The organism is Actinacidiphila acidipaludis (assembly GCF_019890725.1).
Classification (GTDB): Bacteria; Actinomycetota; Actinomycetes; order Streptomycetales; family Streptomycetaceae; genus Actinacidiphila; species Actinacidiphila acidipaludis.
Genome location: NZ_JAINZZ010000053.1, coordinates 23282 through 46920, shown reverse-complemented (window position 1 = coordinate 46920; position 23639 = coordinate 23282). Strand labels below are relative to the sequence as shown.

The window sequence follows — 23639 nt, the reverse complement described above, 5'->3', positions numbered from 1 at the left end:
CGCGGGAGACGGTAGGGGGGCGGGATATATGGGCGTAGGCGCCTTCTCGGAGGTGGGGGACGAGGCGGTGCAGCAGGCCGAGGAGGGCCTTCTCTTCCCCGTGGCCCTCCACGATGGAGGCGATCACCGGGTGGGGGTTGTTCACCACCGGCCACCTTCCTGCGCATTGCCCGGCAGAATGGCCCGCGGGCGCATCTCTCCGCTGCGCAGGAGCTCGGGCAGGGTCAGTACGCCGTCGGTCAGCAGTCGGCGGCCGCTCCCGTCGATCGGGCCGATCGTGCTGCCGTGGCCGTCGTCGCGGGCGACCAGCAGGTGTGAAGGATCTGCCTCGGGGTTGTCCAGCAGGTCGGCGCTCTGTGTGGTGACCATTACCTGCGTGTTGTGTGAGGCTGCCACCAGGGCGTCGTAGAGGGCTCCGAGCATCGGCGGGTGCAGGGAGATCTCGGGTTCCTCGATCCCGACGAAGGGAATTGACCCGTTCAGCGCGCGGGGCTGGAAGAGCGCGGCAAGGACACCGGTTAGGCGCAGGGTGCCGTCGGACAGCGACCGGCGGTCGACCTCTTTGTGGCTGCCGTCCTCGAGGAAACGGCCGACGAGGTAGGCGAGGTCGGCCTCGTCGAACTCCTTGCCGTCCAGCCCTGCCGCGTTGTCGATCATGGTGGAGAGGTAGCCGTCGATGGTCTCCTTGGCCCAGGGCGTGTCCCGGGCCAGGAGGTTCAACACCCGTGCCAGGTGCTCGCCCCTTTCACCGAGCACGACATCGCCGCGTCGGCGCGGTGTCTGGTCCACGTCCCGCAGCACTGGGGTATGGAGCTTCGTAAAAGCGCATGGAGTGCAGGTTGCGGGCTACCAGGGAGGCTTCACGATGCTGCCTGCCGGAGACCTTGGACAGGATCAGGTTCTCCCGCCATTCCTCAGACCGGAGCTGCCGTTCAGGACCGCGCGGTAGGGAGACATGGACGGGCGTTCGGGGAAACGACAACTCTTCCCGCCGGATTCCGGGCCTGCCGTCCTCCTGGGGGTCGGCGCCCACTTCCACCAGGTAGGAAGCATCGAGCATGGTCCGGTCATTGTCCGGTGCGGGCGCGCCAACGGTCATCTCTAGGTGGATGCGGAAGAAGTCGGCCTGCCTGCCAGTGGGTGAGCGATGGAGAACCTCCTCCAGGCCGCCGCGGGGTTCCAGGGCATGCCCCGGCGATGAGCGCAGGATGTCCCGGACGAAGCGCAGGGCGTCCAGGAAATTGGATTTGCCGGCAGCGTTCGGCCCGGCAAGCACTGTTAGCGGCCCGAGCCGGACGTCGCATGCGGCGATCGACCGGAAGTTCTCGATGCGGATGCGCTTCACGAGCATGGCTGCACACCACATCCGCAGGAGACCGCGCGTGCGGCACGGCGACCCCGCGCACGACCGAGAGTCAGCCGCTCCAGCACCATGGCGGGTGCGCTGCTGTTCACGTTCTCCCCACTCCTTCGTCCGTCATTGCTCTACCCGCACCATCCTTCACCAGCGGCGCGCGCCGCCGCGTGACGTTGGACTGCTGCTGGTGCAGCCCATGATCCGGTTGGCCCGAGCCCGCCACACTACCGAGGGCAGTCAGAACCTTTTCAGCTGCCACTCCTCCGCGTACTGGACGTCTTTCCTAACAGGATCTGCGGCGGGGCCGAGCGGGTGGCGAAGGCTGGACGCTTGAACGAGGCGCTGGTCTGGTACGAACGCGCCGCCGATGATGGCGACAGCAGGGCTTTGGCGCGGGCGGCCCTCATCGGACTGCGGACGACAGGAGCTTCAGACCACCCGGTTGATCGACGGTGCTGAGCTGCGAGTCTCCCAAGCGCTGCATAAGTGCAGCATCCTGCCTTCCTGCACTGTGAAGCGGACGCTGGGCCTGGTCCTGAGACATGCAGCCGCGGACGAAGCCCACCCTCGCTCAGGCACACGCCGTACCCGGACTGACGCGCCTCGCCGAGTAGGCCGGACGGGCGCGCGACGTCTCATGGCCCCCTCTTTGCTTCCCGCCGGGAACGAGCGTGTCGGCCAGCAGCGGCCGAACCCGGCCGGGGAGGCATCAAAGCCGGTTCCGTGTGGAAGGCGGTGCTCTCGAGGCGAAAGAGGAGAGAAGCGGTGGACTGGTCACTGAACGAAGGATTCGAGACACCCGGAGGGGTGGTGCGGTGGGGGACCCAAGGGAGCGGAGAGCCACTCGTCCTGGTTCACGGCACGCCGTACTCCTCCTTCCTCTGGCGGGACATCGCCCCCGCGCTCGCCCGCACCCGCAAGGTCTTCTTCTTCGACCATCTCGGTTTCGGGCAGTCGGAGCAGCGCAAGGGCCAGGACCTGAGCCTGGCCGCTCAGTCCAGGAACTTCGCCCGGCTTCTCGACCACTGGGGGCTGTCGCGGCCCAGCGTCGTGGCTCACGACATCGGCGGGGCGGTAGCGCTGCGGACGCTGCTGCTGGAGGAGCGGAGCTACCGGGACCTGACCCTCTTCGACGCGGTGAGCGGGGGCGAGTGGGAGCGAGGGCTCTTCCAGCTCTTCCTCGAGCACGAGGAGGTCTTCCGCAAGCTCCCGGGCTACGCGCACGAAGCTCTGGTCGCCGCCCACCTGCGGCACGCCACCCACACCGGATTCCGGCCGGGGATCCTCGACGCCTTCCTCGCACCGTGGCGGGGGGAGGAGGGTCAGGCGGCGTTCTACCGCCAGTACGGCCAGATCAGGCAGGCGGACACGGCCGCGTACGAGCACCTGCTGGACGGTGTCTCGATTCCGGTGCGGCTCGTCTGGGGCCGCGAGGACCATATCCTCCCCCCGAAGTACGCGGAGTGGCTGCACGAGCGCGTTCCGCACGCGGAGCTGCACTGGATCGACGGCGCCGGTCATCTCCTGCAGGAAGACGCGCCCGGCCGACTGCTGGCCTGCCTGACAGCCGGTTTCGCATCAGGCTGAGCCATGGGGCGCCGAGCGGGTCGCAAGTGGGCCGGGTCCGTCGGAGCAACGCAGGGACCGTCGCCTCTCCGGGGTCTGCCGGCTCGCGCGCGGGAGATCTCGCCGGCCTGGGTGATCGTCGTGCCCACGGCGCGACCGGAAGCGGCTGTGCCGCGGGCCGGCAACGCCACGGGGCCGGCCCCGGTGGCTGGACCGGCTCCTGGCGGGGTGAGGCGCCCCCCTCCGGGCGCCTCACCCCGCGGGGTGATCCGGCCGGAGCCGGATCACCTGCATCACCCTTAGCGAGCCGTCACTTCATGGCGGCCAGGGCGGTGTCGACGCCGGCCAGCGGGGAGCCGAGGCCGGTGACGGTGTCGTAGCCGGGACCCGCGGTGCACTCGGCGCCGCACGCTCCGTTGGAGCCGGAGGTGACGTCGTTGAGCTTGCCGCCCAGGGCGTAGACGTCGCCGTGGGCGGTATCGCCGTTCGGGCCCGCCACCGACAGGTGCGGCTTGCCCGCGGTCGCCCGCAACTGGTCGGCGTCGGTCAGCAGGGCGCCCCACACGGGGGCCGAGAGGCTGGTGCCGCCGACCTCCAGCCACAGGGCGCGCCCGGTCGCGGTGGTGTAGACGGCGACCCCGGTGTTCGGATCGGCGACGAAGCTGACGTCCGGGGTGGCCCGGAACGCCGAGTTCTGCACGCCGTCCTGGTAGGCCGGGCGCTTCTCGAAGTAGCTCAGGCCGCCGCCGGTCGAGGACCATGCCGTCTCGCCCAAGGTGGCTCCGCCGGCGTCCAGTTGCAGGCTGGTGCCGCCGATGGCCAGGGCGTTGGGGTTGGTGCTGGAGTACCCGGCCGGGTAGCCCGCGTCGCCGGTCGACTGCGTGCACACCGCGTCGGTGAGCTTGCACTGGCCGTCGTAGAACGACTCCTCGGAGAACTCCGGCATGCCCCAGCTGTTGCTGACCACGGCCGGGTGCAGCGCGGCGGCCTTGTCGACGGCCTGGTACAGGCCGGCGGCGGAGGCGTCCGCGGCCTCGACCAGCACGATCTTCGCGTGCGGGGCGACGGCGTGCGCCCACTCGATGTCGAGCGCCTCCTCTTCCTCCCAGCCCGGGTTGGCCGGCGGCCGATTCCCGTCGGCGTACACCTGCTGGAAGTCGAAGCAGTCCGTGCCGGCCGGGACGCTGTCGCAGGTCTGCGGCAGGCCGAAGTGGTCGGCGAAGTGGTTCAGGTCGGACGCGGCGTTCGGGTAGTCGTAAGCGTCGACGATCGCGACCGTCTGGCCGCTGCCGTCACCGGTGAGGCCGAGCCGCGCCTTGATCTGCTGCGGGGTGTAGCCGCGCGTCGTCTGCTGACGGTGCGTAACAGCCCGGACACGTCACGGTAATCCGCCGGAACCACACCGGCTCTACGGTCGCTGGATCCGACGACGGCGAGGTGCGGCTGTGCAGTTGACCCCCCATGAGCAGGAACGACTGCTCGTCCATGTCGCGGCCGACGTGGCCGGGCGTCGCCGGGCCCGCGGACTGCGGCTCAACCACCCCGAGGCGATCGCCCTGATCACGGCACACGTCCTGGAAGGGGCCCGCGACGGCCGGTCCGTCGCCGAGCTGATGGCGTCCGGACGCACCGTGCTCAGCCGTGCCGACGTCATGGACGGCATCCCCGAGATGCTGCATCACGTGCAGGTCGAGGCCACCTTTCCCGACGGCACCAAACTGGTGACCGTGCACGAGCCGATCGTCTGAGGGGCGTCGTGATCCCCGGCGAGATCCTGTACGGCGAGACGCCCGTGCTCATCAACGGCGGCCGCCCGGTCTGCCGGGTGACCGTGCTCAACGTGGCCGACCGCGCGGTGCAGGTCGGCTCGCACTACCACTTCGCGGAGTGCAACCCCGGCCTGGAGTTCGACCGGGACGCCGCCCGCGGGCGGCGGCTCGGCATCCCCGCCGGAACCGCGGTGCGCTTCGAACCCGGCATTCCGATGGACGTCGAACTCGTCCCGCTGGCGGGACTACGCGTGGTGGCGGGTCTGTGCGGGCGGATCGGCGGTGCGCTGGATGCCTGAACTCACCCGCGCCGACTACGCCGCGCTGTACGGTCCCACGACCGGTGACCGGATCCGGCTGGCCGACACCGACCTGCTGATCGAGATCGAGCGCGACCTCGCCGGAGGACCCGGGTCAGCCGGTGACGAGGCCGTGTTCGGCGGCGGCAAGGTCATCCGCGAGTCGATGGGCCAGGGCCGCACGTCCCGCGCGGAGGGCGCCCCCGACACCGTCGTCACGGGCGCCGTCGTGCTCGACCACTGGGGTGTGGTCAAGGCCGACGTCGGCATTCGCGACGGCAGGATCACCGCGCTCGGCAAGGCCGGCAACCCCGACACCATGGACGCCGTGCACCCCGACCTGGTGATCGGCCCGGAGACGGAGATCATCGCGGGCAACGGCCGGATCCTGACCGCCGGAACCGTGGACGCGCACGTCCACTTCATCACGCCCGGTCTGGTCCACCAGGCCCTGACCGCCGGCGTCACCACGCTCGTCGGCGGCGGCACCGGGCCCGCCGAGGGCACCAAGGCGACCACCGTCACCCCGGGTGCCTGGCACCTGGCCGCGATGTTCGGCGCCCTGGAGGCGTACCCGGTCAACATCGGCCTCCTCGGCAAGGGCAGCACCGTCAACGCAGAGGCGCTGCACAGTCAGTTGGCTGCCGGGGCGGTCGGCTTCAAGATTCACGAGGACTGGGGGGCCACCCCTGCCGCGATCGACGCGTGCCTGCGGGTCTGCGAGGTGAGCGGAGCCCAACTGGCCCTGCACACGGACACACTCAATGAGGCCGGGTTCGTCGAGGACACCCTCGCGGCCATCGCCGGACGGGGCGTCCACGCCTACCACACCGAGGGCGCGGGCGGCGGCCACGCCCCCGACATCATCACCGTCGTCGGCCGGGCGCACGTCCTTCCGTCGTCGACGAACCCGACCCGGCCGCACACCCTCAACACCGTCGACGAGCACCTCGACATGCTGATGGTCTGCCACCACCTCAACCCGTCCGTACCGGAGGACCTGGCGTTCGCGGAGTCGCGGATCAGGCCCTCGACGATCGCTGCCGAGGACGTACTGCACGACCTCGGCGCGATCAGCATCGTCAGCTCCGACTCCCAGGCCATGGGCAGGATCGGCGAGATCGCCCTGCGCACCTGGCAGACCGCGCATGTGATGAAGCAGCGGCGCGGCACCCTGCCGGGGGACGGGCGGGCCGACAACCGCAGGGCACGCCGGTACGTCGCGAAGTACACCATCAACCCGGCCGCGGCCCAGGGCATGGACGGTGAGATCGGCTCGGTCGAGGCGGGCAAGCTGGCCGACCTGGTCCTGTGGGAGCCGGCGTTCTTCGGCGTGAAGCCGCACCTGGTGATCAAGGGGGGTCAGATCGCGTACGCGCAGATGGGCGACGCGAACGCGTCCGTTCCCACCCCGCAACCCGTCCTGCCCCGGCCGATGTTCGGCGCGGTGGGGGCAGCGCCGAGCCGGAACTCGGTGAACTTCGTGACGCAGGCGGCCCTCGACTCCGGGCTGCCCGAACGCCTCGGCGTGTCCAAACCGTTCGCCGCCATCCGCAGCACCCGCGCGGTGACCAAGGCGGACATGCGTGAGAACGATGCCCTGCCGCATGTCGAGGTCGACCCCGACTCCTTCACCGTGCGCATCGACGGCGACGTGGTGGAGCCCGCCCCCGCTGCCGAACTGCCCATGGCGCAGCGGTACTTCCTCTTCTGAAGGGACCGGGGATGAGTGCGGCACTTCTCCTGCTCACCGACGGCAGGTTCCCGGCGGGCGGGCACGCGCACTCCGGGGGCGCCGAGGCCGCCGTCGCCGAGGGCAGGATCACCGGTGCGGCCACCCTCGCCGAGTTCTGCCGCGGCCGGCTGCACACCACAGGACTGGTCGCGGCCGCGCTCGCCGCCGCGGCCGCGGCCGGCGCCGACCTCCTGGCGCTCGACGATGCCGCGGACGCCCGCACACCCTCCCCGGCGCTGCGTACGGTCTCCCGGCGCCTCGGCCGCCAACTGCTGCGGGCCGCCCGCGCCGCCTGGCCCGCCGCCGTCCTCGACCAACTGGCCGCCGACCGCCCGCGCGGCGCGCACCAGCCTGTCGTCCTGGGCGCCACGGCCCGAGCGGCCGGCCTCACGCCGCTCGACGCCGCACGCGCAGCCGCGTACGAGTCGGCAGGTTCACCGGCGACCGCCACGGTGCGGCTGCTCGGCCTCGACCCCTTCCAGGCCGCCGCCGTCCTCGCCCGGCTGGCACCTGAGGTCGACGCGGTGGCCGACGCCGCCACCGCTGCCGCGCACCGAGCCCGCACCGAGGGCACGGGAGCCCTCCCGGCCGCTTCGGCGCCGCTGCTCGACGTGTCCGCGGAGCGCCATGCGGCGTGGCCGACGCGGCTGTTCACCTCATAACCGCCCGGACGGCGCTTCGTCATGAACCGTCCTCGCGCCGCTCGGCTCTTGAGCCGCCGGGGAGGCGCAGCAACGCATCCCGGCCCGTCCGCGCCTTCGGCCCTCCATCACGTGACCACCCGCCCCCTCTCCAGGAGCAACCATGCACCAGGACCATCCCGAGATCTTCCCCCAGCGGCACACCATGTCCGTACCCGGCGGCCACCGCGCCCTGCGGGTGGGTCTTGGCGGACCTGTCGGCTCCGGCAAGACGGCGACGGTCGCGGCCCTGTGCCGCACGCTGCGCGACGAGGTGTCCATCGGCGTCGTCACCAACGACATCTACACGCGCGAGGACGCCGATTTCCTGCTCCGCCAAGCGGTCCTCGCACCCGACCGGATCGTCGCCGTCGAGACGGGCGCCTGCCCGCACACCGCGATCCGCGACGACATCTCGGCCAACCTCGAGGCCGTGGAGGAACTGGAGGAACGGGTGGGGCCGCTGGACCTCGTGCTGCTGGAGTCCGGCGGGGACAACCTGACCGCCACCTTCTCCAAAGGGCTGGTCGACGTCCAGATGTTCGTGATCGACGTGGCCGGCGGGGACGACATCCCGCGCAAGGGCGGGCCGGGGGTCACCATGTCCGACCTGCTCGTCGTCAACAAGGTCGACCTGGCGGTGCATGTCGGCGCCGACCTCGACCGGATGGCCGCGGACGCGGCCGCGCAGCGCGGCGGCCTGCCGACGGTGTTCACCTCGGTCGCCCGCGGCCAGGGCGTCGCACCGGTCGCCGACTGGATCCGCGAGCGGCTCGCCGAGAGCACGGCGGGGGCCGCGTGACCACCACGGGGGTCGCGAGCTGCCCGCGGACGGCCGGCAGGGTGACGGGCGGCGTCCGCGTCGCAGCCGTCGCCGACGGCCGGGGCGGCACTGCGTTGCCGCTGCTCGCCGGGGAGGGCGCACTGGCTGTCCGCCGGACGGGGACCCGGGCGTGGACTCAGCAGTCACCGCGGCCGAAGGGTGCCGCCGTCACGCTGGTGGGCGCGATGAGCGCACCCCTGGGCGGCGACCGGATGCGGGTCGAGATCGCCGTCGGGGCCGACGCGCGGCTGACCGTCAGGTCGGCTGCGGCGACCGTGGCCCTGCCCGGCCGTGGCGGCGAATCCGCGTGGTACGACGTGCTGTTGACGGTAGCCGGAGGCGCGGAACTGCTATGGCTGCCCGAGCCCTTGATCGCGGCGGCTGGAAGCGACTTGCGCATGACGACCCGGGTCGACCTCGTGCGCGGGGCCCGCCTGGTGCTGCGTGAGGAGGCCGTGCTCGGACGGTACGGGGAGAGCCCGGGACGGCTGGCCTCCCGGCTCACCGTGACCGTGGACGGCCGGCCGCTGCTCGACCAGGATTTCCGTGTCGGACCCGGCTCCGCTCCTGGCTGGGACGGACCGGCCGGCCTCGCGGGCCACCGCGCGTTCGGTCAGCTGCTCGTGGCGGGCTCCGGGACCGCGACCCTCGGCCCGCAACTGCTCACCCGCGCCTCGGACGTCGTCCAGGCGGTGGCCACTCCGCTCGCCGGCGGCGCCGCCACGTTGGTCACCGCTCTCGCCCCCGACGCCCGGCACCTGCGCCCGCTGCTGGCCCGCACCCTGGAGGAGCTGCTCGATGGGAGCGCGACAGACATCCGGCCGGTGCCGGCCGCCGGTCCGCCCTGAGCCCCCCCCGCCCACGGCTCCGCAGTCCGCCCCCTTAGGTCGTGGCGGCCTTCGGTCGGACGTCCGCCACGGCGGGAGTCTCCGGCAGCACCGGTGACGGGACGGGCACGGCGGGAGCCAACGCGTCGCCGGCCCAGGGCGGTTCATCGGGCCAGGACGAAGCGCACGGGGTCCCCGCGGCGGCCTTGTCCGCCAGCGCCAACGGACTCACCGGCGCCTCCACGTGCGGCAACTGGCTGGCCGCGGACCAGGACACCCAGTACACGCTGGTGCAGCGGGTGTCCGTCGCCGAGAACAGCCCGATGGCGAGCAACCCCTTCCCCATCCAGGAGATGAAGTACGACTGCCAGAACAACATGCGGTTCTCGGTGGCCCGCGTCATCTGGGACCTGGAGACACCGCACGCCAGCGCCACGGCCTGACGCCTCGCCGTCAGGTGACGCCTCGGCGCGGGGCTTCGCAGCCGCGGCGGATCACGGCTGCGGACTCGCGAGGTGTTCGGCTGCGGAGCGGGCCAACTGGACGGTGACCGCTGCCGTTCCCAGCGCGGGCACCTCGATCGGGATCACGTCGCCCGGTTCCAGGCGGAGTTCGGTCGGCGTGAGGCCGAGGTAGGTGGTCCTGAACGCCTGAAGGACCGGGAACGGCGTGGTCAGGCGGCAGGTGACCGGGGTGTCGGTCAGGGACTGCAGGCGGACCAGGAGGACGTCCTGGCTCGGGTTCGTCAGACCCACGAGGCGCACGCGCGGATCGTCCACGGCAAGGAACCCCAACTGCGCGGGTGCCTGCCCACCCGCTTGGGCCCGTGCCCGCACCGTCACCAACGGGTGGCTGGTCACCGCTGCGGTGCGCACCGCCAGTTGCTCCTCGATCGCCGGATCCGGGTCTGCGGCGGGGTCTGGCGCGGAGTTCGGGCCGGATGCGGTGCTCGCGAAGGCGACGCTGTAGCGGAAGCCGTGGTCGAACGCCTGCTGCGCGGGGAAGTTCGTGTCCCAGATGTTGTTGTGCACCCAGGAGAAGACGGTGGCCGGCTCCTCCTGGGCCAGCGACTGCGGGTAGGGCACGTAGGGGACGGCGATACCGCCGACCTGGACGAGGGGGGCGTCGACCGTGGCCAGCGCCGCGTGCCGGGTCCCGTCGCTCAGGGCGACCCAGCGCCGGACGGCACGCATGTGGGTGGCGGATCCGGGCACGGTCTCCAGGCCGGTGCCGGTGACACCGCCGGTCGCCTCCATGCGCACGGCCGGGTCGTCCAGCGCGAAGGGGAAGGCGAAGAACGCGCTCTCCTTGGTCAGCGTCGCCGTCTTGTCGATGCGGTTCTCGATGTCGATACGTGCCGCGCCGTGCGGAAGGTGCACCTTCACCCGCAGGCGGCGGGTGCCGGCCGGAGCGCACTCGTAGACCAGGGTGTGCCCGGTGGCGTCCGTCGTGCGGTCGACGAGTGCCGCGGGCGGTGCGGTGCGCCGCGAGGCGAGCAGGTGCAGCGAGTCGTCGGCGACGGTCTTGCTGGACTGGTGGTTGAAGCCTCCGGCCGTGGCGTACTCGTCGTACACGTAGCCGTTGAATCCGACGGTGGCGTCCTGCCGGACGAGTTCCCGCCCTGTGTGCTTGTCGAGGATGGAGCCGATGCAGGCGTGGCGGAGGTCGATCGTGACGCGCAGGTGGTCGTTCTCCAGGACGGTGGCCTCCGACCGCGCGGGCGTGCTGTCGGCTTGCGACACGGTGTCAGGGGCGGCGGGGACGATGTCCAGGCGCACCGCGCCGCAGGCCGGCACGTCGGACACGGGTACGTTCAGGAACCGGCCGGCCGCCCGGTGGCGTTCGTTGCTCTGCGCCTCCTGCGCGGCGGGCAGGAGCGTGCCGGTGCGTGCGTCGAGGACCTGGACGGCGTCGTCCAGTGCGACGGTGCTCTCCGGCAGGAAGATGCGTGCCGTCTCCGCACGCGGCCAACTGCAGGTGTTCACCACGTAGTAGGAGGCCAGCGCGCCGGGCCCGGCGGGGAGACCTTCGCCGAGCAGGGCTGCCGCGGAGTCCAGCAGGGTCTCCGCCTCGTCGTGCGCGCGCAGGGCCTGGGAGTACTTCCAGTGCCACTGCGTCTCGCCGGATCCGTGGCCGTGGTCCCCGTGGGTCCAGGGATCCCCGGCGCCCCAGGTGTGTTCGTTGAACAGCGAGGCCGCGCGGTAGACCGCGGGCGCCGCCCTGGTGACGGCCGTGCTGCCGGGCACACCCAGCAGCTGGGCGTAGCCGGCGACGGTCTGGGCCTCGGCCAGGGCGGCCTGGCCGCGGCGTGTGGCGGCCATCGGCACGGCCCCGGCGCCGACGCCGTCGACCCACCAGTCGCTCCAGTCGCCGCGGTAGGTCTCCAAGCGGTCGCCGACCCGCTTTTCGGCGTCCTCGAAGAAGTCCTGGTGGCGGGAGGCGCGCAGGTGCGGGAAGGCCCACTGCTCGTTCCAGCGGCGGACCGTGTCGGAGATGATCCGGCGGGGCGGCCCGTTGTCCGCGAACTTGCCCAGCACGCGCAGGTGCAGGACGTCCCACGGATACGGGTCGGCGCTGGATGTGTGGTCGAGGGCGGGGAAGCCGGGGATCCCGGGGCCCTGGTGGGGGTAGGGGAACGCGGCCAGGGCGCTGAGGTAGGCGGGCAGCAGGTCGTCGACGTGGTCGTAGGACTCGTCGAAGCCGAGGATGGAGCCTTCCATGTAGGCCAGTCCGTGGGGGGTGTCCGTGCGCCAGACCAGGACGCTGTTGCCGCTCGGGGTCTGCCAGCGGAAGAGCCGGGGCAGGTCGTCTCCGCCGACGAGGTGCGGTTGGGCGCGGCCGGCCCAGTTGTGGGCCACGGACAGGTAGCGGATGCCGTTGGTGGCCAGGACGTCGGGCAGGCCGACCACCTGCCCGGGCACGTCGGTCTGCATGGCGGTGCGGATGTCGATGCCGTGCCGGTCGCGCAGTTCGGTCATCGGGCGCAGGAGTTCGTGGAGTTCGTCCGTGGAGCAGGTCTCCGTGTGCAGGTTGAACGGCATGGCCGTCAGCTCGATGCGGCCCTCGCGCACGCGGTCGAGGAAGGTGTCGATCCGGCGGCGGGGCCGGTTGGCCTGCCAGTCCTGGAAGGAGTGGAAGCCCTCGACGGCCCAGCGGAACCGGGCGGGTTCCGGCCACGCGTCGGTGTCGTCGCACAGTTCGAGCAGCGAGTCGAGGTAGGCGCGGTGTTCGGCCATCACCCGGCCCTGGGGGTCGGTGTAGCCGATGTCGAGGTGGGAGTGCTGCACCAGGTGCAGCGTCCAGTGCCGCTGCGGACGGGCCTGGAACGCGAACCGGGCGTCGTCCCCCAGGTCGGGGAGTTCGATCAGCAGGTCCGTGGGGGTGTCCACTTCCGGTACCAGGATGCGGGTGTCCTCCCCGGGGCCGGGGAGGATCTCGCAGTGGACGGGGGCGCCCCCGCCGGTGGTGACGTGGACCCGTGTGATCCGCGGGATGTTCTGGGGGGTGCCGGGGCGGCCCACACGCAGCCGGATGGACTGCAGCAGTCCGCCTCCGCTGTCGCGGCGCAGCAGAGGCTCGCCCGAGAGCTGCACCTCCAGATCCCCGATGCCGGTGGTGACGGCCACGCGGTCGCGCAGGATATCGCGCGCGATATCGGAGTCCCACCAGGAAGGCCGGGTCAGCGGTGGCTTGGGCATGGTGCGTGCTGGTCCTTTGCGTTGAGGGCTGGTGGTGCCTGGCGGGGCCGCGGCGTGTGTCAGGAGTGCGGTCGGTGCCCGGGCTGGTGGTCGTCGTCCCGGGTGGCGCGGGCCAGGACGGCGAAGATCTGCACCATGGCGGACTGTTCGAGGGTCTCGGCCGGAGCGGCGGGGTCGTAGTCGCCCCCGCCCGAGGGCTGGAAGCGGAACAGACCGGTTGCGGCGTCCCGGTTGGTGGCGTACGTGCTGTCCGCGTAGGCGCTGACGGCCCGCAGGTACGCGGGGTCGGGGCGCACCGCGTCCAGGGTCAGCAGGTCCTTGAAGTAGAAGGCGTTGAAGATGGCCGGCTGGTCGTGCAGGCGGCTGTCCTGCGTCCAGTAGGCCAGCGAGGCGCGGGCGTCCTCGACGGCCTTGTTCAGGTAGTCGGCGTTGCCGGTGCCGCGGTACAGGGCGACGGCCGCGCCGATCATGGATCCCGAGTTGTAGGTCCACAGGGTCGGGTCCGTACTGCCGTCGTCGCCGCGGTCGTTGACGTACAGGCCCGGCGCCTGCCGCATGCACGCGTGGACCCACCCGTACCACTTCTCGGCGGCGTCCAGGTAGCCGCGGTCGTGGGTGTCCGCGTAGAGCCTGGCGGCCAGTTGGGCGGACAGCGAGGTGACGTTGGTGGCGCGGATGCTGTTGCGGGGCGAGTCGAACCAGTCCATCCCGCCCGGGCAGGTCTTGGCGCCGTCGTCGTCCCAGGCACGCGTGACGACGGGCACGATCTGCTCGGCCCGGCGGAGGTAGGTTTCGTCGCGGGTGGCCTCGTACTGGTCGAGCTCGCTCAGACCCACCACGGCGTTGTCGTCGTAGTAGGCGTCGCCGCCCGTCCCCAGGGGCGCGGGCAGGTAGGACTGGTAGCCCGGCCGGTCGCCGGCGGCGAAGTACAGTTCGACGGTGCCGAAGCGCGCGGCCGCGTCCTGGCGGTAGTCCCGGCCGGTGTTCGGGAGGCGCTGCATGTCCACGGCCGCTGCCGTGGCCTCCCGCATCGGCCACAGGTAGGAGTGCTCGGGGTCTCCGGACTGCCGGGGCGTGCGTTCGAGGTACAGGCCGTGCGCGTCGGGGCCCTGGTAGAGGTCGGCCTGCAGGGCGCGGTAGGCCTCGGTGGCGCGGTCGGCCCACTGCGCGGACTGGATGGTGTGGGGAGCGGTCTGCGCCTGTGCGGGGACGGCGGTCCACAGCAGCCCGGAGCAGACGGCGGTCACCGTGGCGTGGCGGAGCAGAGATCTCAGCATGGTGTTCCCTTGGCAGCGAGGAGGAGGCGTGCGGGGGTCATTGGTGGATCTTCAGGCTGCTGACGAAGTAGCGCTGTGCGGAGACGAACAGGACCAGGGTCGGCACGGAGACCAGGAGGGCGCCGGCCAGCACGACCGGCGGCCCGACGTTGGAGTAGTTGCCCTGCAGATCGGCGAGGGCGGCCATGACGGGCCGGATGTTGCGGCTCGTGGTGAGCGTGATGCCGAACATCAGGTCGTTCCAGACGGCCACGAACTGGAAGACGAACACCGCGATCATCGCGGACCTGGTCAGCGGGACGTGGATCTGCCAGAACACCCGCCACCACGACGCGCCGTCCATCCGTGCGGCCTCCACGACCTCACGCGGCAGCGTCAGCGCGTAGTTGCGCATGACGAAGAAGGCGAACGGAACCGCGATCGCGGTGTAGATCAGAACGAGGCCGATCTGGGTGTCGTACAGCGACGACCGGGCGTACGACACGAACAGCGGCCGGATGAAGACCTGCAGGGGCAGCAGGGTGCCGGAGTAGATCACCCAGAACCACAGCACGCGGCGCTTGACCGGCATGATGACCGTGGCGAAGGCGGCACCGGTGGCCACGACCACGGCGGCCACGGCGCTGACCGTGGCGTACAGCGCGCTGTTGCCGAACGCCGGCCCGAGGTTGGCCTTGTCCCAGGCCTGGGACATGTTGCCGAACAGTCCGACGTGCCCGGGCAGCCAGTGCGGGCTGCCGGAGTAGTCGCCTGCCGGCACCAGTGCGTTGACCACGAGGAGCCAGGTGGGAACCAGCCACAGCACGGCCAGTACCACGACGGTGCCGTTGCGCAGAACTCGGCCAAGGGGCATGGTCATTCGCCTTTCACGTCCAGCTGACGGCGGAGGTAGAGCCAGGAGGCCGCCAGCACGATCACGGTGAGGACGACCGCGATGGCCGCTCCCACGCCGGGCCGCAGTTCCAGGAAGGTCTCGTTGTACATGGACACCGCGAGGGTCTCCGTGGCCCGGCCGGGACCGCCCTGGGTGAGGACCCAGATCAGGTCGAACGACTTGAGACCGTTGACGAGGCTCATGCCGATGACGATGATCGACACCGGCCTGAGCTGCGGCAGGACGATGTGACGGAACTGCTGCCAGCTCCCCGCACCGTCGAGCGCTCCCGCCTCGAGAGTCTCCGGCGGGATGGACTGCAGGCCGACCAGGAAGAGGATGACGGCCACGCCGGTGGCCTGCCAGGCGTTGGCCAGGATCATCACGATGGTGTTGCCGGGCCAGGTCAGCAGCCATCCGTGTGCCAGCGAGCCCAGGTGCAGGTTCGTCAGGACCTGGTTGACCGCGCCATCGGTGGTGAGCATGAAGTTCCACACCACCGCCACCGCGGCGCCCGAGAGCGCGTAGGGAAGTACCACGCACAGTCGTGCGGCGCGGGACCAGCGGGTCGCGTTGGTCATGCAGGCGATGGCGAGGCCCAGCACGAAGGGGAGCAGGACCGTTCCCACCACCCACATCAGTGTGTTCTGGACGGAGCGGGTCAGCGCGGGATCGGAGGCGAACCGCGAGTAGTTGTCGAACCAGCTGAAGGGCGAGGTGCGGGAGTCGCTGAAGAAGCTGCGGTAGATCGTCCAGACGAACGGGGCGAGCAGGAACGCCACGACCAGGAGCACCGCCGGGGCCATGAACGTGCCCGCCGTGAGACGTTCACGCGTGCTGAGCCAGGGACGGGACCTCGGCGTACGCCCCGCACCGCCGGCAGGCGCTGCCGGCATTCCGCCGCCGGTGGCGGGGAGTTCTCGGTCTGTTGTCGAAGTGCTCATGCCTCGTCACGCCTCCAGGCCGCCCATTCGTCTCGTGCACGCTCCTGCATCCGGCGCAGCGTGGTGGCCGGGGATGTCTGTCCTGCCATGAAGCCGCCCAGGTCGTCGGTGTTGCCCTGGATGAGGCTCGGCGGGCTGGCCTCCCAGTAGCGGATCAGCGGGATCCGGTGCTCCCGGGCGATGTCCTGCTGCAGCTGCGCGACGACCGGGTTGCCCGAACGCACGGTGGGGTTCGCCGAGCTGTCCTGCAGGAAGTCGCTCCAGACCCGTTGGACCGAGGGGTCGAGCCAGGCACCGACGTTGGCCATGGCCGCGCCGTGGGACGACGCGCGGCGGGGGACGACGAAGACTCCCGACTCGGCGATCACGCTCTTGGGGGTGGAGGGCTGCACGGTGGGCAGGATGCAGGCGCCGTAGTCGACGCCCGGCTTCATGCCGACGGCGGTCATCCCCTGGGCCTGCCACGTGCCGTGGAGGAACATACCGACCGTGCCGGACTTCAGCGCGCCGGGGCCGCGCGCCTGGTCGAAGTCGGGTGACGTCATCCAGCCCTTGCGCATGAAGTCCTGCCAGATGTCCATCGCCCGGCGGGCCGGGGCGTCGGTGTACGAGGCCTGGCCGGTCACCAGCTTCTGGTAGAAGCGGGGATCGACCTTGGTGACCAGCTCCTGGAACCACTCGATCGCGGGCCAGCCGCCGACCTGGCTGGCAAGGAACGGCGTGATCCCGTTGCGTTTGAGGACCTCAGCGCAGTGCAGCAGCTCGGCCCAGCTGCCCGGTGCCGACAGCCCCAGCTTCGCGAACACCGGCTTGCTGTAGAACAGCACGTAGTACGACTCGTACAGCGGGATGCCGTAGACCTTGCCGCGATAGGACGCCGCGTCCCGGGACGCGTCGCGCACCCACCCCTTGGAGACGTACCGGTCCCAGACCCCTGTCAGGTCGGTCAGCCCGTCCGTGCGCGCCAAGCGCTTCAGCTGGTATCCGGAGGCCCATTTGACCAGGTCGGAGGCCTTGGACGTCTGCAGGGTCATCTGAACGACCTGCTGGTACGAGGTCACCGAGGGGTTGGACAACGGCCGTAGCGCACTGCCGGTGATCGCTTTCAGCGCTCGCCCGGCGGAGCGGTACCCCTCGTCCCAGGTGGCGTTGTCGTTGGAGAGGCTCGTGGTCCCCGGCTGCGCGGACGTGCTCTCCCCGCGAGCGCACCCCTGTAGCGCGAGAGCGGCCGCGGCGGCGGCCGTCCCGGCGAGGAAGCTGCGCCGGGCGAGCGGCGCGGCCGCACGGCGGGTCCTGCCCGATGCTGACATTGATCACCTTCACCGAATCGGGCCACCTGCTACGGCCGGATGGGAACCACGGGGCATACGTGGACCCGCCAATCCCCCGGGTCACCGAGTGCACGTTGCGTGGAGGTTAACGACACCATTCCGTTGGTAGCAAGGCCTCGGTGCCGAACGAACGGATTCCCAGTTCGGCATCACGACATCTTCGCAGCTCAAACCCCATGAATGGAATGAAGATCCACCGCAGACGAAGTGTGGACCGTTTCGGCCACCGACTGTTATCGTTAACGCACTTCGTGGTGCCTACTGAGGAGCCGATGTGCAGCCCGCGTCTCGTTCGTACGATCCCCACCCCAGCTACGGGCCGGTTGCCGGACAGGTCATCGCCGGCTGGCCGGCCGCGGTCGCCGCACTGCCGGCCGGCCCGCTCGTCCTGTCGGTGGACGGTCCTGCCGCGGCGGACTGGGATGCGCTGGCCGAGGGCCTGGCGGCGGCTCTGCGCTCCGCGGGGTGGGACGCCGACCTGCTGGACGTGCGCGGTCACTACGCGCCGTCGGCTGCCGAGCGGCTGTCCGCCCGCCCCGTCCCCGAGCACGACCGGTTCTTCACCCCGCTGTCGGAGGCGCAGGCCGCCGACCTGTTCGACGCCGTGCCCCGGCCGGTGAAACCCGTGGACGGCGGCGTCGTGGTGGTGGTGTTCGGTCCCGGTGCCGCGCTCTGCGAGCCGGACGTACTGTGGTACGCGGACCTGCCCAAGCGATACGCCGAGGCAGCCGTGGCGCACGAGGACCTGCCGGTCGGCGTCAATCTGGGCCGCCCCGGCGAGCCGGGTGATCTGGTGCGCCTGTTCTACACCGACTGGCCGGTACAGGACCGGCACCGCGATGCGATCGCCCGCCGGGTCGACCGGTGGATCGATCTGCAGGATGCGCACGCGCCGGCGTCACTGGACGGGGCCGCCCTGCGCCGTACCCTGGCGCACCTGGCCCGTGGCCCGGTGCGCACCCGCCCGTACTTCAACTCCACTCCGTGGGGAGGCCGGTGGGCGGCAAGCGAACTGGGCTTCACCCCGCAGGCCGGCAACACCGCCCTGGGCTACGAGTTGATCGCTCCCGAAGCGGGAGTCCTCATCGGCGAGCGGAGCGGAGCGCACGTCGAGGTCCCCTTCCAGTTGCTGTGCGTGCTGCACCCCGAGGACATGCTGGGCCGGGAGGTGCACCGCCGTTTCGGCACCTCGTTCCCCATCCGGTTCGACTACCTCGACACGATGGGAGGCGGCAACCTGTCGCTGCACTGCCATCCGCAGGAGCGGTACATGCGGGAGGTGTTCGGCTGGCCGTACACCCAGCACGAGACGTACTACGTCACGGCCGGGGCGCCGGGGTCGAAGGTGCTGCTCGGCCTGACCGAGCACGCGGATCTCGACACCATGCGCCGACAGGTGGAGGACGCCATAGCCGACGGCACCCCGATGCCGGTGGAGGACCATGTACAGGCCCACCCCGCCAGGGTCGGTCAGCTGTTCATGATCCCCGCGGGTACTCCGCACGCCTCGGGGGCCGGCAATCTGGTGCTGGAGGTGAGTGCGACGCCCTACCTGTACTCGCTGCGCTTCTACGACTGGCTCCGCAAGGACGCCAACGGCGCGTCCCGGCCTCTGCCCTACGAACACGGCTTCGCCAATCTGGACGCCACCCGGCGCGGGGAGGACGTGACGAAGGACCTGATCCAGCAGCCGCGCACGTTGCGCGCCGGCGAGGGGTGGCGCGAGGAGGTCATCGGCGCGCTGCCGGAGATGTTCTACGCGGTGCACCGTCTCGTCGTCGCCCCCGGTGCCGAGATCGCCGACGACACCGCCGGCCGCTTCCACATCCTCAACCTCGCGGCGGGCCAGGGCGCTGTCATCGAGACCGCCGACGGCCGCACACACTTCCTGGCCTTCGCGGAGACCCTCACCGTGCCCGCGGCGGTGGGCGCCTACCGCGTGCGCTCCGTGGGCTCCGACGAGGTGTGCGTCGTGAAGGCCCTGGTGGTCGAGCCGTGACCGCTGCGTCCACGGGTGCGTTCGCGGCGATCCCCGTGCTCGAGATCGGCGGGACGCATGTCACCGCCGCTCTCGTCGACCCCGGCACCGCTCGCCCCGTCGCGTCCTCGGTGACGCGTAAGTCGCTGGGGTCGCACGCCACGGCTGACGGCATCCTCGACGCGATCGCCCGGGCCGCCCTGGAGTTGCCCGCGGGGCACCGGGCCCGCTGGGGGGTGGCCATGCCCGGCCCCTTCGACTACACCGCCGGGATCGGCCGCTTCACGGGCATCGGGAAGTTCGAGTCCTTGTCCGGCGTGAACGTCGGGGCTGGTCTGCGCCGGCGCCTGGCCGATCGCGCCGAGCGGCTGTGCTTCCTGAACGACGCCGACGCCTTCGCGCTCGGCGAGTATCGCGCCGGTGCCGCGGCCGGGCACGACCGCGTGGTGTGCCTGACGCTCGGCACCGGCGTGGGTTCCTCGTTCCTGCGGGCCGGCCGGCCCGTCCACGACGGTGACCGGGTGCCGCCCGAAGGACACGCGCACCGTCTGACCGTGGACGGCCGGCCGCTGGAGGACGTGATCTCGCGCCGGGCCATCCGCGCGCACTACGCACGCGCGGCCCTGCCCGCCGGCGGTCACCTTCCGGACGTCCGGGAGATCGCCGCTCGCGCCGGGGAAGGGGATGCTGTCGCTTCGGAGGTCTTCCGCTACGCTTTCGACACGCTCGGCCGGGCCCTGGCTCCATGGATCACCCGCTTCCAGGCCGGCGCGGTGGTCGTCGGCGGATCCATAGCCCGGTCGTGGGAGTTGATCCACCCCGCGCTCGCCGGCGGACTGGCTTCAGCCGGGACACCAGCGGTGAGTGTCCTGCCGGCCGCGCAGCCCGAGGACGCTCCGCTGATCGGGGCCGCCCACTGGGTACAGGACGGACCGGGCGCTGCATGAGGACGGGGACTCCGCCGCCGGCCAGCGCAGGGAGGAGAAGGGGCATGACCGCTCGGCGAGGCGGCGGCCCGACGATGCACGACGTCGGGAAGCTCGCGCAGGTCAGTGCCATGACCGTCTCACGGGTGCTCAAGAACGATCCCGGGGTGTCCCAGGCGACCCGCGAGCGGGTGTTCGCCGCGGTGGACCAGCTCGGTTACCGCCGCAACGAGACCGCACGCAGCCTGCGGCTGGGCGGCAGCGGAATGATCGGTCTGGTCGTCACCAACCTTGCCAACCCCTTCTATTCGCGTCTTGCGCTCGGAGTCCAGGAAGTGGCCACCGAGTACGGCTTCCGGGTGGTGCTCAGCAACTCCGCCGAACAGGTCGAAAAGGAGCCCGGCCTGGTCGACGGCCTCATCGACCACCAGGTCGAAGGGCTGATCGTCGTTCCCGCGGGGAGCCGGCAGAAGCATCTGGCGGATGCGATGCGCCACGTCCCCGTCGTGCTGGCTGCGCGGCCACCGGCCGGCCTCGACACCGACTGCGTCCTGGTCGAGGACTTCCACGGAGCCCGCGAGGCCACCGCGTCCCTCCTTGCCGAGGGGCACACCCGCATCGCCTTCCTCGGCAACCCTCCCGCGCTGTACACCGGGACCGAGCGCCTGCGGGGGTTCTGGGCGGCGCACGAGGAAGCCGGCGTCGAACCGGACAACACCTTGATCCGCCAGGGTCTCGTCGACGCCGCCACAGCGGAGCAGGCGGCCGCGGAACTGCTGGACCGGGCCGACGGCCCCACGGCGCTGTTCTGCACCAACAACCGCATCAGCCATGGCGCGATCCGGGCCCTCCACAAGGCCGGGACCACCATTCCCCTGGCCGGGTTCGACGACTTCGAACTCTCCGATGTGCTCGGCCTGCCGCTGACGCTGGTCTCCTACGATGCCGACGAGATCGGCCGGCAGGCGGCGCGCCTGCTGATCGACCGTCTCGACCAGCGCGACGGGCAGCCGCCGGCCGCCCGTCGCGTCACCGTCCCCACCCGCGTCATCCGCCACGGGCCGCCTTCCGCCGGGCCCGGAGCCGGGCCGCGACCGCTCGCCTGACGCCCGTTCGGCTGGGTGCCCGGCCCTCCACCCGTGGTCGACGGCGGGCAGCCGGCACGCGCCTCCCCTCCACGACATCCGTCGGCGACCGCCTGAAGGACTGACCATGAAGTTCCCCACCAGCGTCAAGGACCATCCGATCGTGGAGCAGGCGCTCCGGCGCCTGGACGCGCTGGGCGACCCGCGGTTCGGTCCGACACTGGTGCGGTGCCTGGACGACACCCTGGCTCGCACCATCCGCCCGATGCCCGACGGAACGGCTTTCGTGGTGACCGGCGACATCCCCGCGATGTGGCTGCGCGACTCCACGACGCAGATGATGCCCTACCTCGCGCTCATGCGGGACGACGCCCCTTTGCAGGACCTGGTGCTCGCGGTGATGAAGCGTCAGTTCCAGCAGATCGGGCGCAACCCGTACGCCAACGCATTCAACGCCGAACCTTCGGGCCGGGCGCACGACCCGAACGACCTGTGCGACGACCCCTGGGTGTGGGAGGAGAAGTACGAGGTCGACTCCCTGGCCTTCCCTCTCCTGCTGGCCCACCGGTTCTGGCTGGCCACCGAACGCACCGATCACCTTGCCGGCGCCGCCCGGGTCGCCCGCCTCGTCATCGAGGTGTGGCGCAGGGAGCAGGACCACGAGGACCTGTCCGCGTACCGGTTCCTTCGCCCGGCCAGTGCACGGAGCGACACGCTGCAGAACGACGGAAGGGGCACCCCCGTCGCCCGGACCGGGATGACCTGGAGCGGATTCCGGCCGAGCGACGACGCGTGCGTCTACGGCTACAACGTGCCGGCGAACCTGTGCGCCGCGGCCGCCCTCGACGGCGCGGCCGACATGGCACGCCACCTGTCGGACACGGCGCTCGCCGACGCCGCCACCGCTCTGGCGGCGGAACTGCGCGACGCGGCGCTCCGCCACGGAACCGTGCACCATCCCAACTTCGGCTCGATCTACGCCTACGAAGTGGACGGACACGGGCACGCGCTGCTCACCGATGACGCCAACATGCCGAGCCTCCTGTCCCTGCCCCTCGTGGCGAACGTCTCCACGACGGACCCGCGCTACCTCGCGACCCGGACATTCGTGCTCTCCCCGGCCAATCCGACCTGGTATAGCGGGACCGCCGCGGAGGGAGTCGGCAGCCCTCACACCCCCGACGGGTACATCTGGCCGATCGCGATCGCCGTGGAGGGCCTGACCAGCAACGACCCTGACGATCGGCTCCGGGCGCTGGGCACGCTGGTCGACACCGATGCGGGAACCGGGGCGATGCACGAGTCCTTCGACAAGGACGACCCACGGCAGTTCACCCGCCCCTGGTTCTCATGGGCCAATGCGATGTACGCCGAACTGGCCCTGGACACCGTCGGACTCGGCACCCGCTCGTTGTGGACGGCCTGCGACGGCGGATGACGGACGCGACCATTCGCATCTCGGGCTCGCCCTGGCTGCTGCTCGCAGACGCCACAGAAAATCAGCTCCCGCCAAGTGACCTGCCACCGCGCGGACGCGGCCGTGATCGCCCTACAGCATGATGTCGTCCACGGTGAAGATCATGGTGTGCAGGGGAGCGAGTTCTCGCAGGTGCGCGGCGTCGGCGCCGCACGCGCGCCCCTCGGGTGAGGCGAACGCGGCACGCAACTCGTCCGTCGTGTCCCAGTCCAGTTCAGCGATCATGTAGTACGGGCAGTCGCCGCCGGTGGCGGCCAGCTCCCGGCCGACCGTATAGCTGCGCAGCCCCGGCAGTCGTCGCACGAGCGGGATGTGGACCTCGCGGTAGTGCCGCTCGAACCGCTCGGGATCCGCGGGCGTCTCGTACAGGGCGACGAAGCGTGCCGTCATCGGCCGGCCCTCCGATACCGGGTGAGGACGTCGGGACCGACGTTCGCGACATCCAGCAGATCCAGGACCGCCGGCCGGCCGCTGGCGGAGAAGAGCCGGCTGCCGGTCCCCAGGGCCGTAGGAGAGGTCAGCACCCGGTGATCCTCGACCAGGTCGCCGTCCGGCGCCTTGGACTTGCCCCAGGCCGCTTCCCGGCCGTGCCGGAACCCACAGCCGCCCAGCGGCGCGCCTGGCGACTCGTCCGGGTCGGACAGGCTCGAGTTCACAGTGATCAACTCGCCGACCATTCCGCTCATGCGGGGATTCCTCTCGGTTCGGTGTTCACCGGTACCTACCGGCGGCACCGCCCCACCTCATCGCTCTGTGCGGAATTCGTGCCCAGAAATCTCGCATGCCGGCCCGAAGGCGTCGGAGAGGCGCGGACGTCGTGGTCACCGACGCCCCGTCGCCGGCTCGCGGACCTGGCGACCCACGGCTCTTGACGGCGACTGATCGGCGGAAAGGGGGAAGCATCTCCCCTCCACTTTCAAGCTATAGCGGCAGGGGGGCCTTGCCGCAAGGCCCCCCTCCTGCTGCAGAATTCCCCGCCGGTGGCGGTACCTG

22 protein-coding genes are annotated in these 23639 nt (G+C 71.1%); 12 read left to right on the top strand and 10 right to left on the bottom strand.

Translation table 11 applies throughout. The annotated features are described in order from the left end of the window. Positions 1-141: 141 nt before the first annotated feature. Both K7862_RS29245 and K7862_RS29240 read right to left on the bottom strand, forming a co-directional pair. Positions 142-789: an AAA family ATPase gene (locus K7862_RS29245; RefSeq protein WP_222967717.1), complete on the bottom strand. Its 648-nt coding sequence runs from the start codon at positions 787-789 to the stop codon at positions 142-144. Further along, positions 746-1351 carry an AAA family ATPase gene (locus K7862_RS29240; protein ID WP_222967716.1) on the bottom strand — a complete coding sequence of 202 codons (606 nt, stop codon included), beginning with the start codon at positions 1349-1351 and terminating at the stop codon, positions 746-748. The genes K7862_RS29245 and K7862_RS29240 overlap by 44 nt, the downstream gene beginning before the upstream one ends. A 771-nt stretch (positions 1352-2122) precedes the next feature. Between K7862_RS29240 and K7862_RS29235 the strand changes: the two genes are divergently transcribed. After that, positions 2123-2944: an alpha/beta fold hydrolase gene (locus K7862_RS29235; protein WP_222967715.1), complete on the top strand. Its 822-nt coding sequence runs from the start codon at positions 2123-2125 to the stop codon at positions 2942-2944. 289 nt (positions 2945-3233) lie between these two features. Here K7862_RS29235 and K7862_RS29230 read toward each other — a convergent pair whose 3' ends face one another. After that, positions 3234-4070 (bottom strand): S53 family peptidase, encoded by an 837-nt coding sequence (locus tag K7862_RS29230; protein ID WP_222967714.1) that lies wholly within the window; start codon positions 4068-4070, stop codon positions 3234-3236. Positions 4071-4368: 298 nt separating this feature from the next. Here K7862_RS29230 and K7862_RS29225 point away from each other — a divergent pair, with 298 nt between their 5' ends. The 7 genes from K7862_RS29225 to K7862_RS29195 all read left to right on the top strand — a co-directional run bounded on the left by K7862_RS29225 (position 4369) and on the right by K7862_RS29195 (position 9499). Continuing rightward, a complete protein-coding gene (locus K7862_RS29225) occupies positions 4369-4671 on the top strand; it encodes an urease subunit gamma (RefSeq protein WP_222967713.1) in 303 nt (100 codons plus the stop codon). Between the two features lie 8 nt (positions 4672-4679). Next, the gene (locus K7862_RS29220; RefSeq protein WP_222967711.1) at positions 4680-4991 is read left to right on the top strand and encodes an urease subunit beta; all 312 of its coding nucleotides are present in this window, start codon (positions 4680-4682) and stop codon (positions 4989-4991) included. Continuing rightward, the gene (locus tag K7862_RS29215) at positions 4984-6705 is read left to right on the top strand and encodes an urease subunit alpha (RefSeq protein ID WP_222967709.1); all 1722 of its coding nucleotides are present in this window, start codon (positions 4984-4986) and stop codon (positions 6703-6705) included. The genes K7862_RS29220 and K7862_RS29215 overlap by 8 nt, the downstream gene beginning before the upstream one ends. A gap of 11 nt (positions 6706-6716) precedes the next feature. Continuing rightward, a complete protein-coding gene (locus tag K7862_RS29210; protein ID WP_222967707.1) occupies positions 6717-7388 on the top strand; it encodes an urease accessory protein UreF in 672 nt (223 codons plus the stop codon). Between the two features lie 142 nt (positions 7389-7530). Then, entirely contained in the window at positions 7531-8208 is a 678-nt protein-coding gene (ureG, locus tag K7862_RS29205) for an urease accessory protein UreG (RefSeq protein ID WP_222967705.1), read from the top strand. Then, positions 8205-9077: an urease accessory protein UreD gene (locus K7862_RS29200; protein WP_372461696.1), complete on the top strand. Its 873-nt coding sequence runs from the start codon at positions 8205-8207 to the stop codon at positions 9075-9077. Before ureG ends, K7862_RS29200 begins: the two co-directional genes overlap by 4 nt. 41 nt (positions 9078-9118) lie before the next feature. After that, positions 9119-9499, top strand: coding sequence for a hypothetical protein (locus K7862_RS29195; RefSeq protein ID WP_222967703.1), 381 nt, complete (start codon positions 9119-9121; stop codon positions 9497-9499). Between the two features lie 51 nt (positions 9500-9550). On the opposite strand, the gene K7862_RS29190 is transcribed toward K7862_RS29195, so the two are convergent. Genes K7862_RS29190 through K7862_RS29170 form a run of 5 tightly spaced genes read right to left on the bottom strand, consistent with a single transcriptional unit; the run spans position 9551 to position 17159 of the window. Beyond that, positions 9551-12754, bottom strand: a complete 3204-nt coding sequence (locus K7862_RS29190) for a glycoside hydrolase family 38 N-terminal domain-containing protein (protein ID WP_222967701.1) — start codon at positions 12752-12754, stop codon at positions 9551-9553. Between the two features lie 59 nt (positions 12755-12813). Next, positions 12814-14031 (bottom strand): glycoside hydrolase family 76 protein, encoded by a 1218-nt coding sequence (locus tag K7862_RS29185; protein ID WP_222967700.1) that lies wholly within the window; start codon positions 14029-14031, stop codon positions 12814-12816. A gap of 37 nt (positions 14032-14068) precedes the next feature. Continuing rightward, entirely contained in the window at positions 14069-14890 is an 822-nt protein-coding gene (locus tag K7862_RS29180) for a carbohydrate ABC transporter permease (RefSeq protein WP_222967699.1), read from the bottom strand. Further along, a complete protein-coding gene (locus K7862_RS29175) occupies positions 14887-15801 on the bottom strand; it encodes a carbohydrate ABC transporter permease (RefSeq protein ID WP_372461695.1) in 915 nt (304 codons plus the stop codon). Before K7862_RS29175 ends, K7862_RS29180 begins: the two co-directional genes overlap by 4 nt. Positions 15802-15845: 44 nt before the next feature. Further along, complete coding sequence (locus K7862_RS29170) at positions 15846-17159, bottom strand: ABC transporter substrate-binding protein (protein WP_222967697.1); 1314 nt, start codon at positions 17157-17159, stop codon at positions 15846-15848. 295 nt (positions 17160-17454) lie between these two features. Between K7862_RS29170 and K7862_RS29165 the strand changes: the two genes are divergently transcribed. The 4 genes from K7862_RS29165 to K7862_RS29150 all read left to right on the top strand — a co-directional run bounded on the left by K7862_RS29165 (position 17455) and on the right by K7862_RS29150 (position 22607). After that, complete coding sequence (locus K7862_RS29165) at positions 17455-19179, top strand: class I mannose-6-phosphate isomerase (RefSeq protein WP_308012247.1); 1725 nt, start codon at positions 17455-17457, stop codon at positions 19177-19179. Beyond that, positions 19176-20105 carry an ROK family protein gene (locus K7862_RS29160; protein ID WP_308012245.1) on the top strand — a complete coding sequence of 310 codons (930 nt, stop codon included), beginning with the start codon at positions 19176-19178 and terminating at the stop codon, positions 20103-20105. Before K7862_RS29165 ends, K7862_RS29160 begins: the two co-directional genes overlap by 4 nt. A 44-nt stretch (positions 20106-20149) precedes the next feature. Next, positions 20150-21190 (top strand): LacI family DNA-binding transcriptional regulator, encoded by a 1041-nt coding sequence (locus K7862_RS29155; protein WP_222967696.1) that lies wholly within the window; start codon positions 20150-20152, stop codon positions 21188-21190. Between the two features lie 106 nt (positions 21191-21296). Beyond that, on the top strand, positions 21297-22607 hold the full coding sequence (locus K7862_RS29150; RefSeq protein WP_222967695.1) for a glycoside hydrolase family 125 protein: 1311 nt from the start codon (positions 21297-21299) through the stop codon (positions 22605-22607). A 111-nt stretch (positions 22608-22718) separates the two neighbouring features. Here K7862_RS29150 and K7862_RS29145 read toward each other — a convergent pair whose 3' ends face one another. Together K7862_RS29145 and K7862_RS29140 are read right to left on the bottom strand one after the other, a co-directional pair. Further along, complete coding sequence (locus K7862_RS29145) at positions 22719-23036, bottom strand: EthD family reductase (protein WP_222967692.1); 318 nt, start codon at positions 23034-23036, stop codon at positions 22719-22721. Next, positions 23033-23332, bottom strand: coding sequence for a hypothetical protein (locus K7862_RS29140; protein ID WP_222967690.1), 300 nt, complete (start codon positions 23330-23332; stop codon positions 23033-23035). Before K7862_RS29140 ends, K7862_RS29145 begins: the two co-directional genes overlap by 4 nt. Positions 23333-23639 lie beyond the last annotated feature (307 nt).

What these genes read in the sequence shown, in the direction of transcription:
- K7862_RS29240 (WP_222967716.1), bottom strand. Translation starts at nt 1,351, where the DNA reads ATGCTCGTGAAGCGCATCCGCATCGAGAACTTCCGGTCGATCGCCGCA.
- K7862_RS29215 (WP_222967709.1), top strand. Translation starts at nt 4,984, where the DNA reads ATGCCTGAACTCACCCGCGCCGACTACGCCGCGCTGTACGGTCCCACG.
- K7862_RS29210 (WP_222967707.1), top strand. Translation starts at nt 6,717, where the DNA reads ATGAGTGCGGCACTTCTCCTGCTCACCGACGGCAGGTTCCCGGCGGGC.
- ureG (WP_222967705.1), top strand. Translation starts at nt 7,531, where the DNA reads ATGCACCAGGACCATCCCGAGATCTTCCCCCAGCGGCACACCATGTCC.
- K7862_RS29190 (WP_222967701.1), bottom strand. Translation starts at nt 12,754, where the DNA reads ATGCCCAAGCCACCGCTGACCCGGCCTTCCTGGTGGGACTCCGATATC.
- K7862_RS29185 (WP_222967700.1), bottom strand. Translation starts at nt 14,031, where the DNA reads ATGCTGAGATCTCTGCTCCGCCACGCCACGGTGACCGCCGTCTGCTCC.
- K7862_RS29180 (WP_222967699.1), bottom strand. Translation starts at nt 14,890, where the DNA reads ATGACCATGCCCCTTGGCCGAGTTCTGCGCAACGGCACCGTCGTGGTA.
- K7862_RS29175 (WP_372461695.1), bottom strand. Translation starts at nt 15,801, where the DNA reads ATGCCGGCAGCGCCTGCCGGCGGTGCGGGGCGTACGCCGAGGTCCCGT.
- K7862_RS29170 (WP_222967697.1), bottom strand. Translation starts at nt 17,159, where the DNA reads ATGTCAGCATCGGGCAGGACCCGCCGTGCGGCCGCGCCGCTCGCCCGG.
- K7862_RS29155 (WP_222967696.1), top strand. Translation starts at nt 20,150, where the DNA reads ATGACCGCTCGGCGAGGCGGCGGCCCGACGATGCACGACGTCGGGAAG.
- K7862_RS29150 (WP_222967695.1), top strand. Translation starts at nt 21,297, where the DNA reads ATGAAGTTCCCCACCAGCGTCAAGGACCATCCGATCGTGGAGCAGGCG.
- K7862_RS29145 (WP_222967692.1), bottom strand. Translation starts at nt 23,036, where the DNA reads ATGACGGCACGCTTCGTCGCCCTGTACGAGACGCCCGCGGATCCCGAG.
- K7862_RS29140 (WP_222967690.1), bottom strand. Translation starts at nt 23,332, where the DNA reads ATGAGCGGAATGGTCGGCGAGTTGATCACTGTGAACTCGAGCCTGTCC.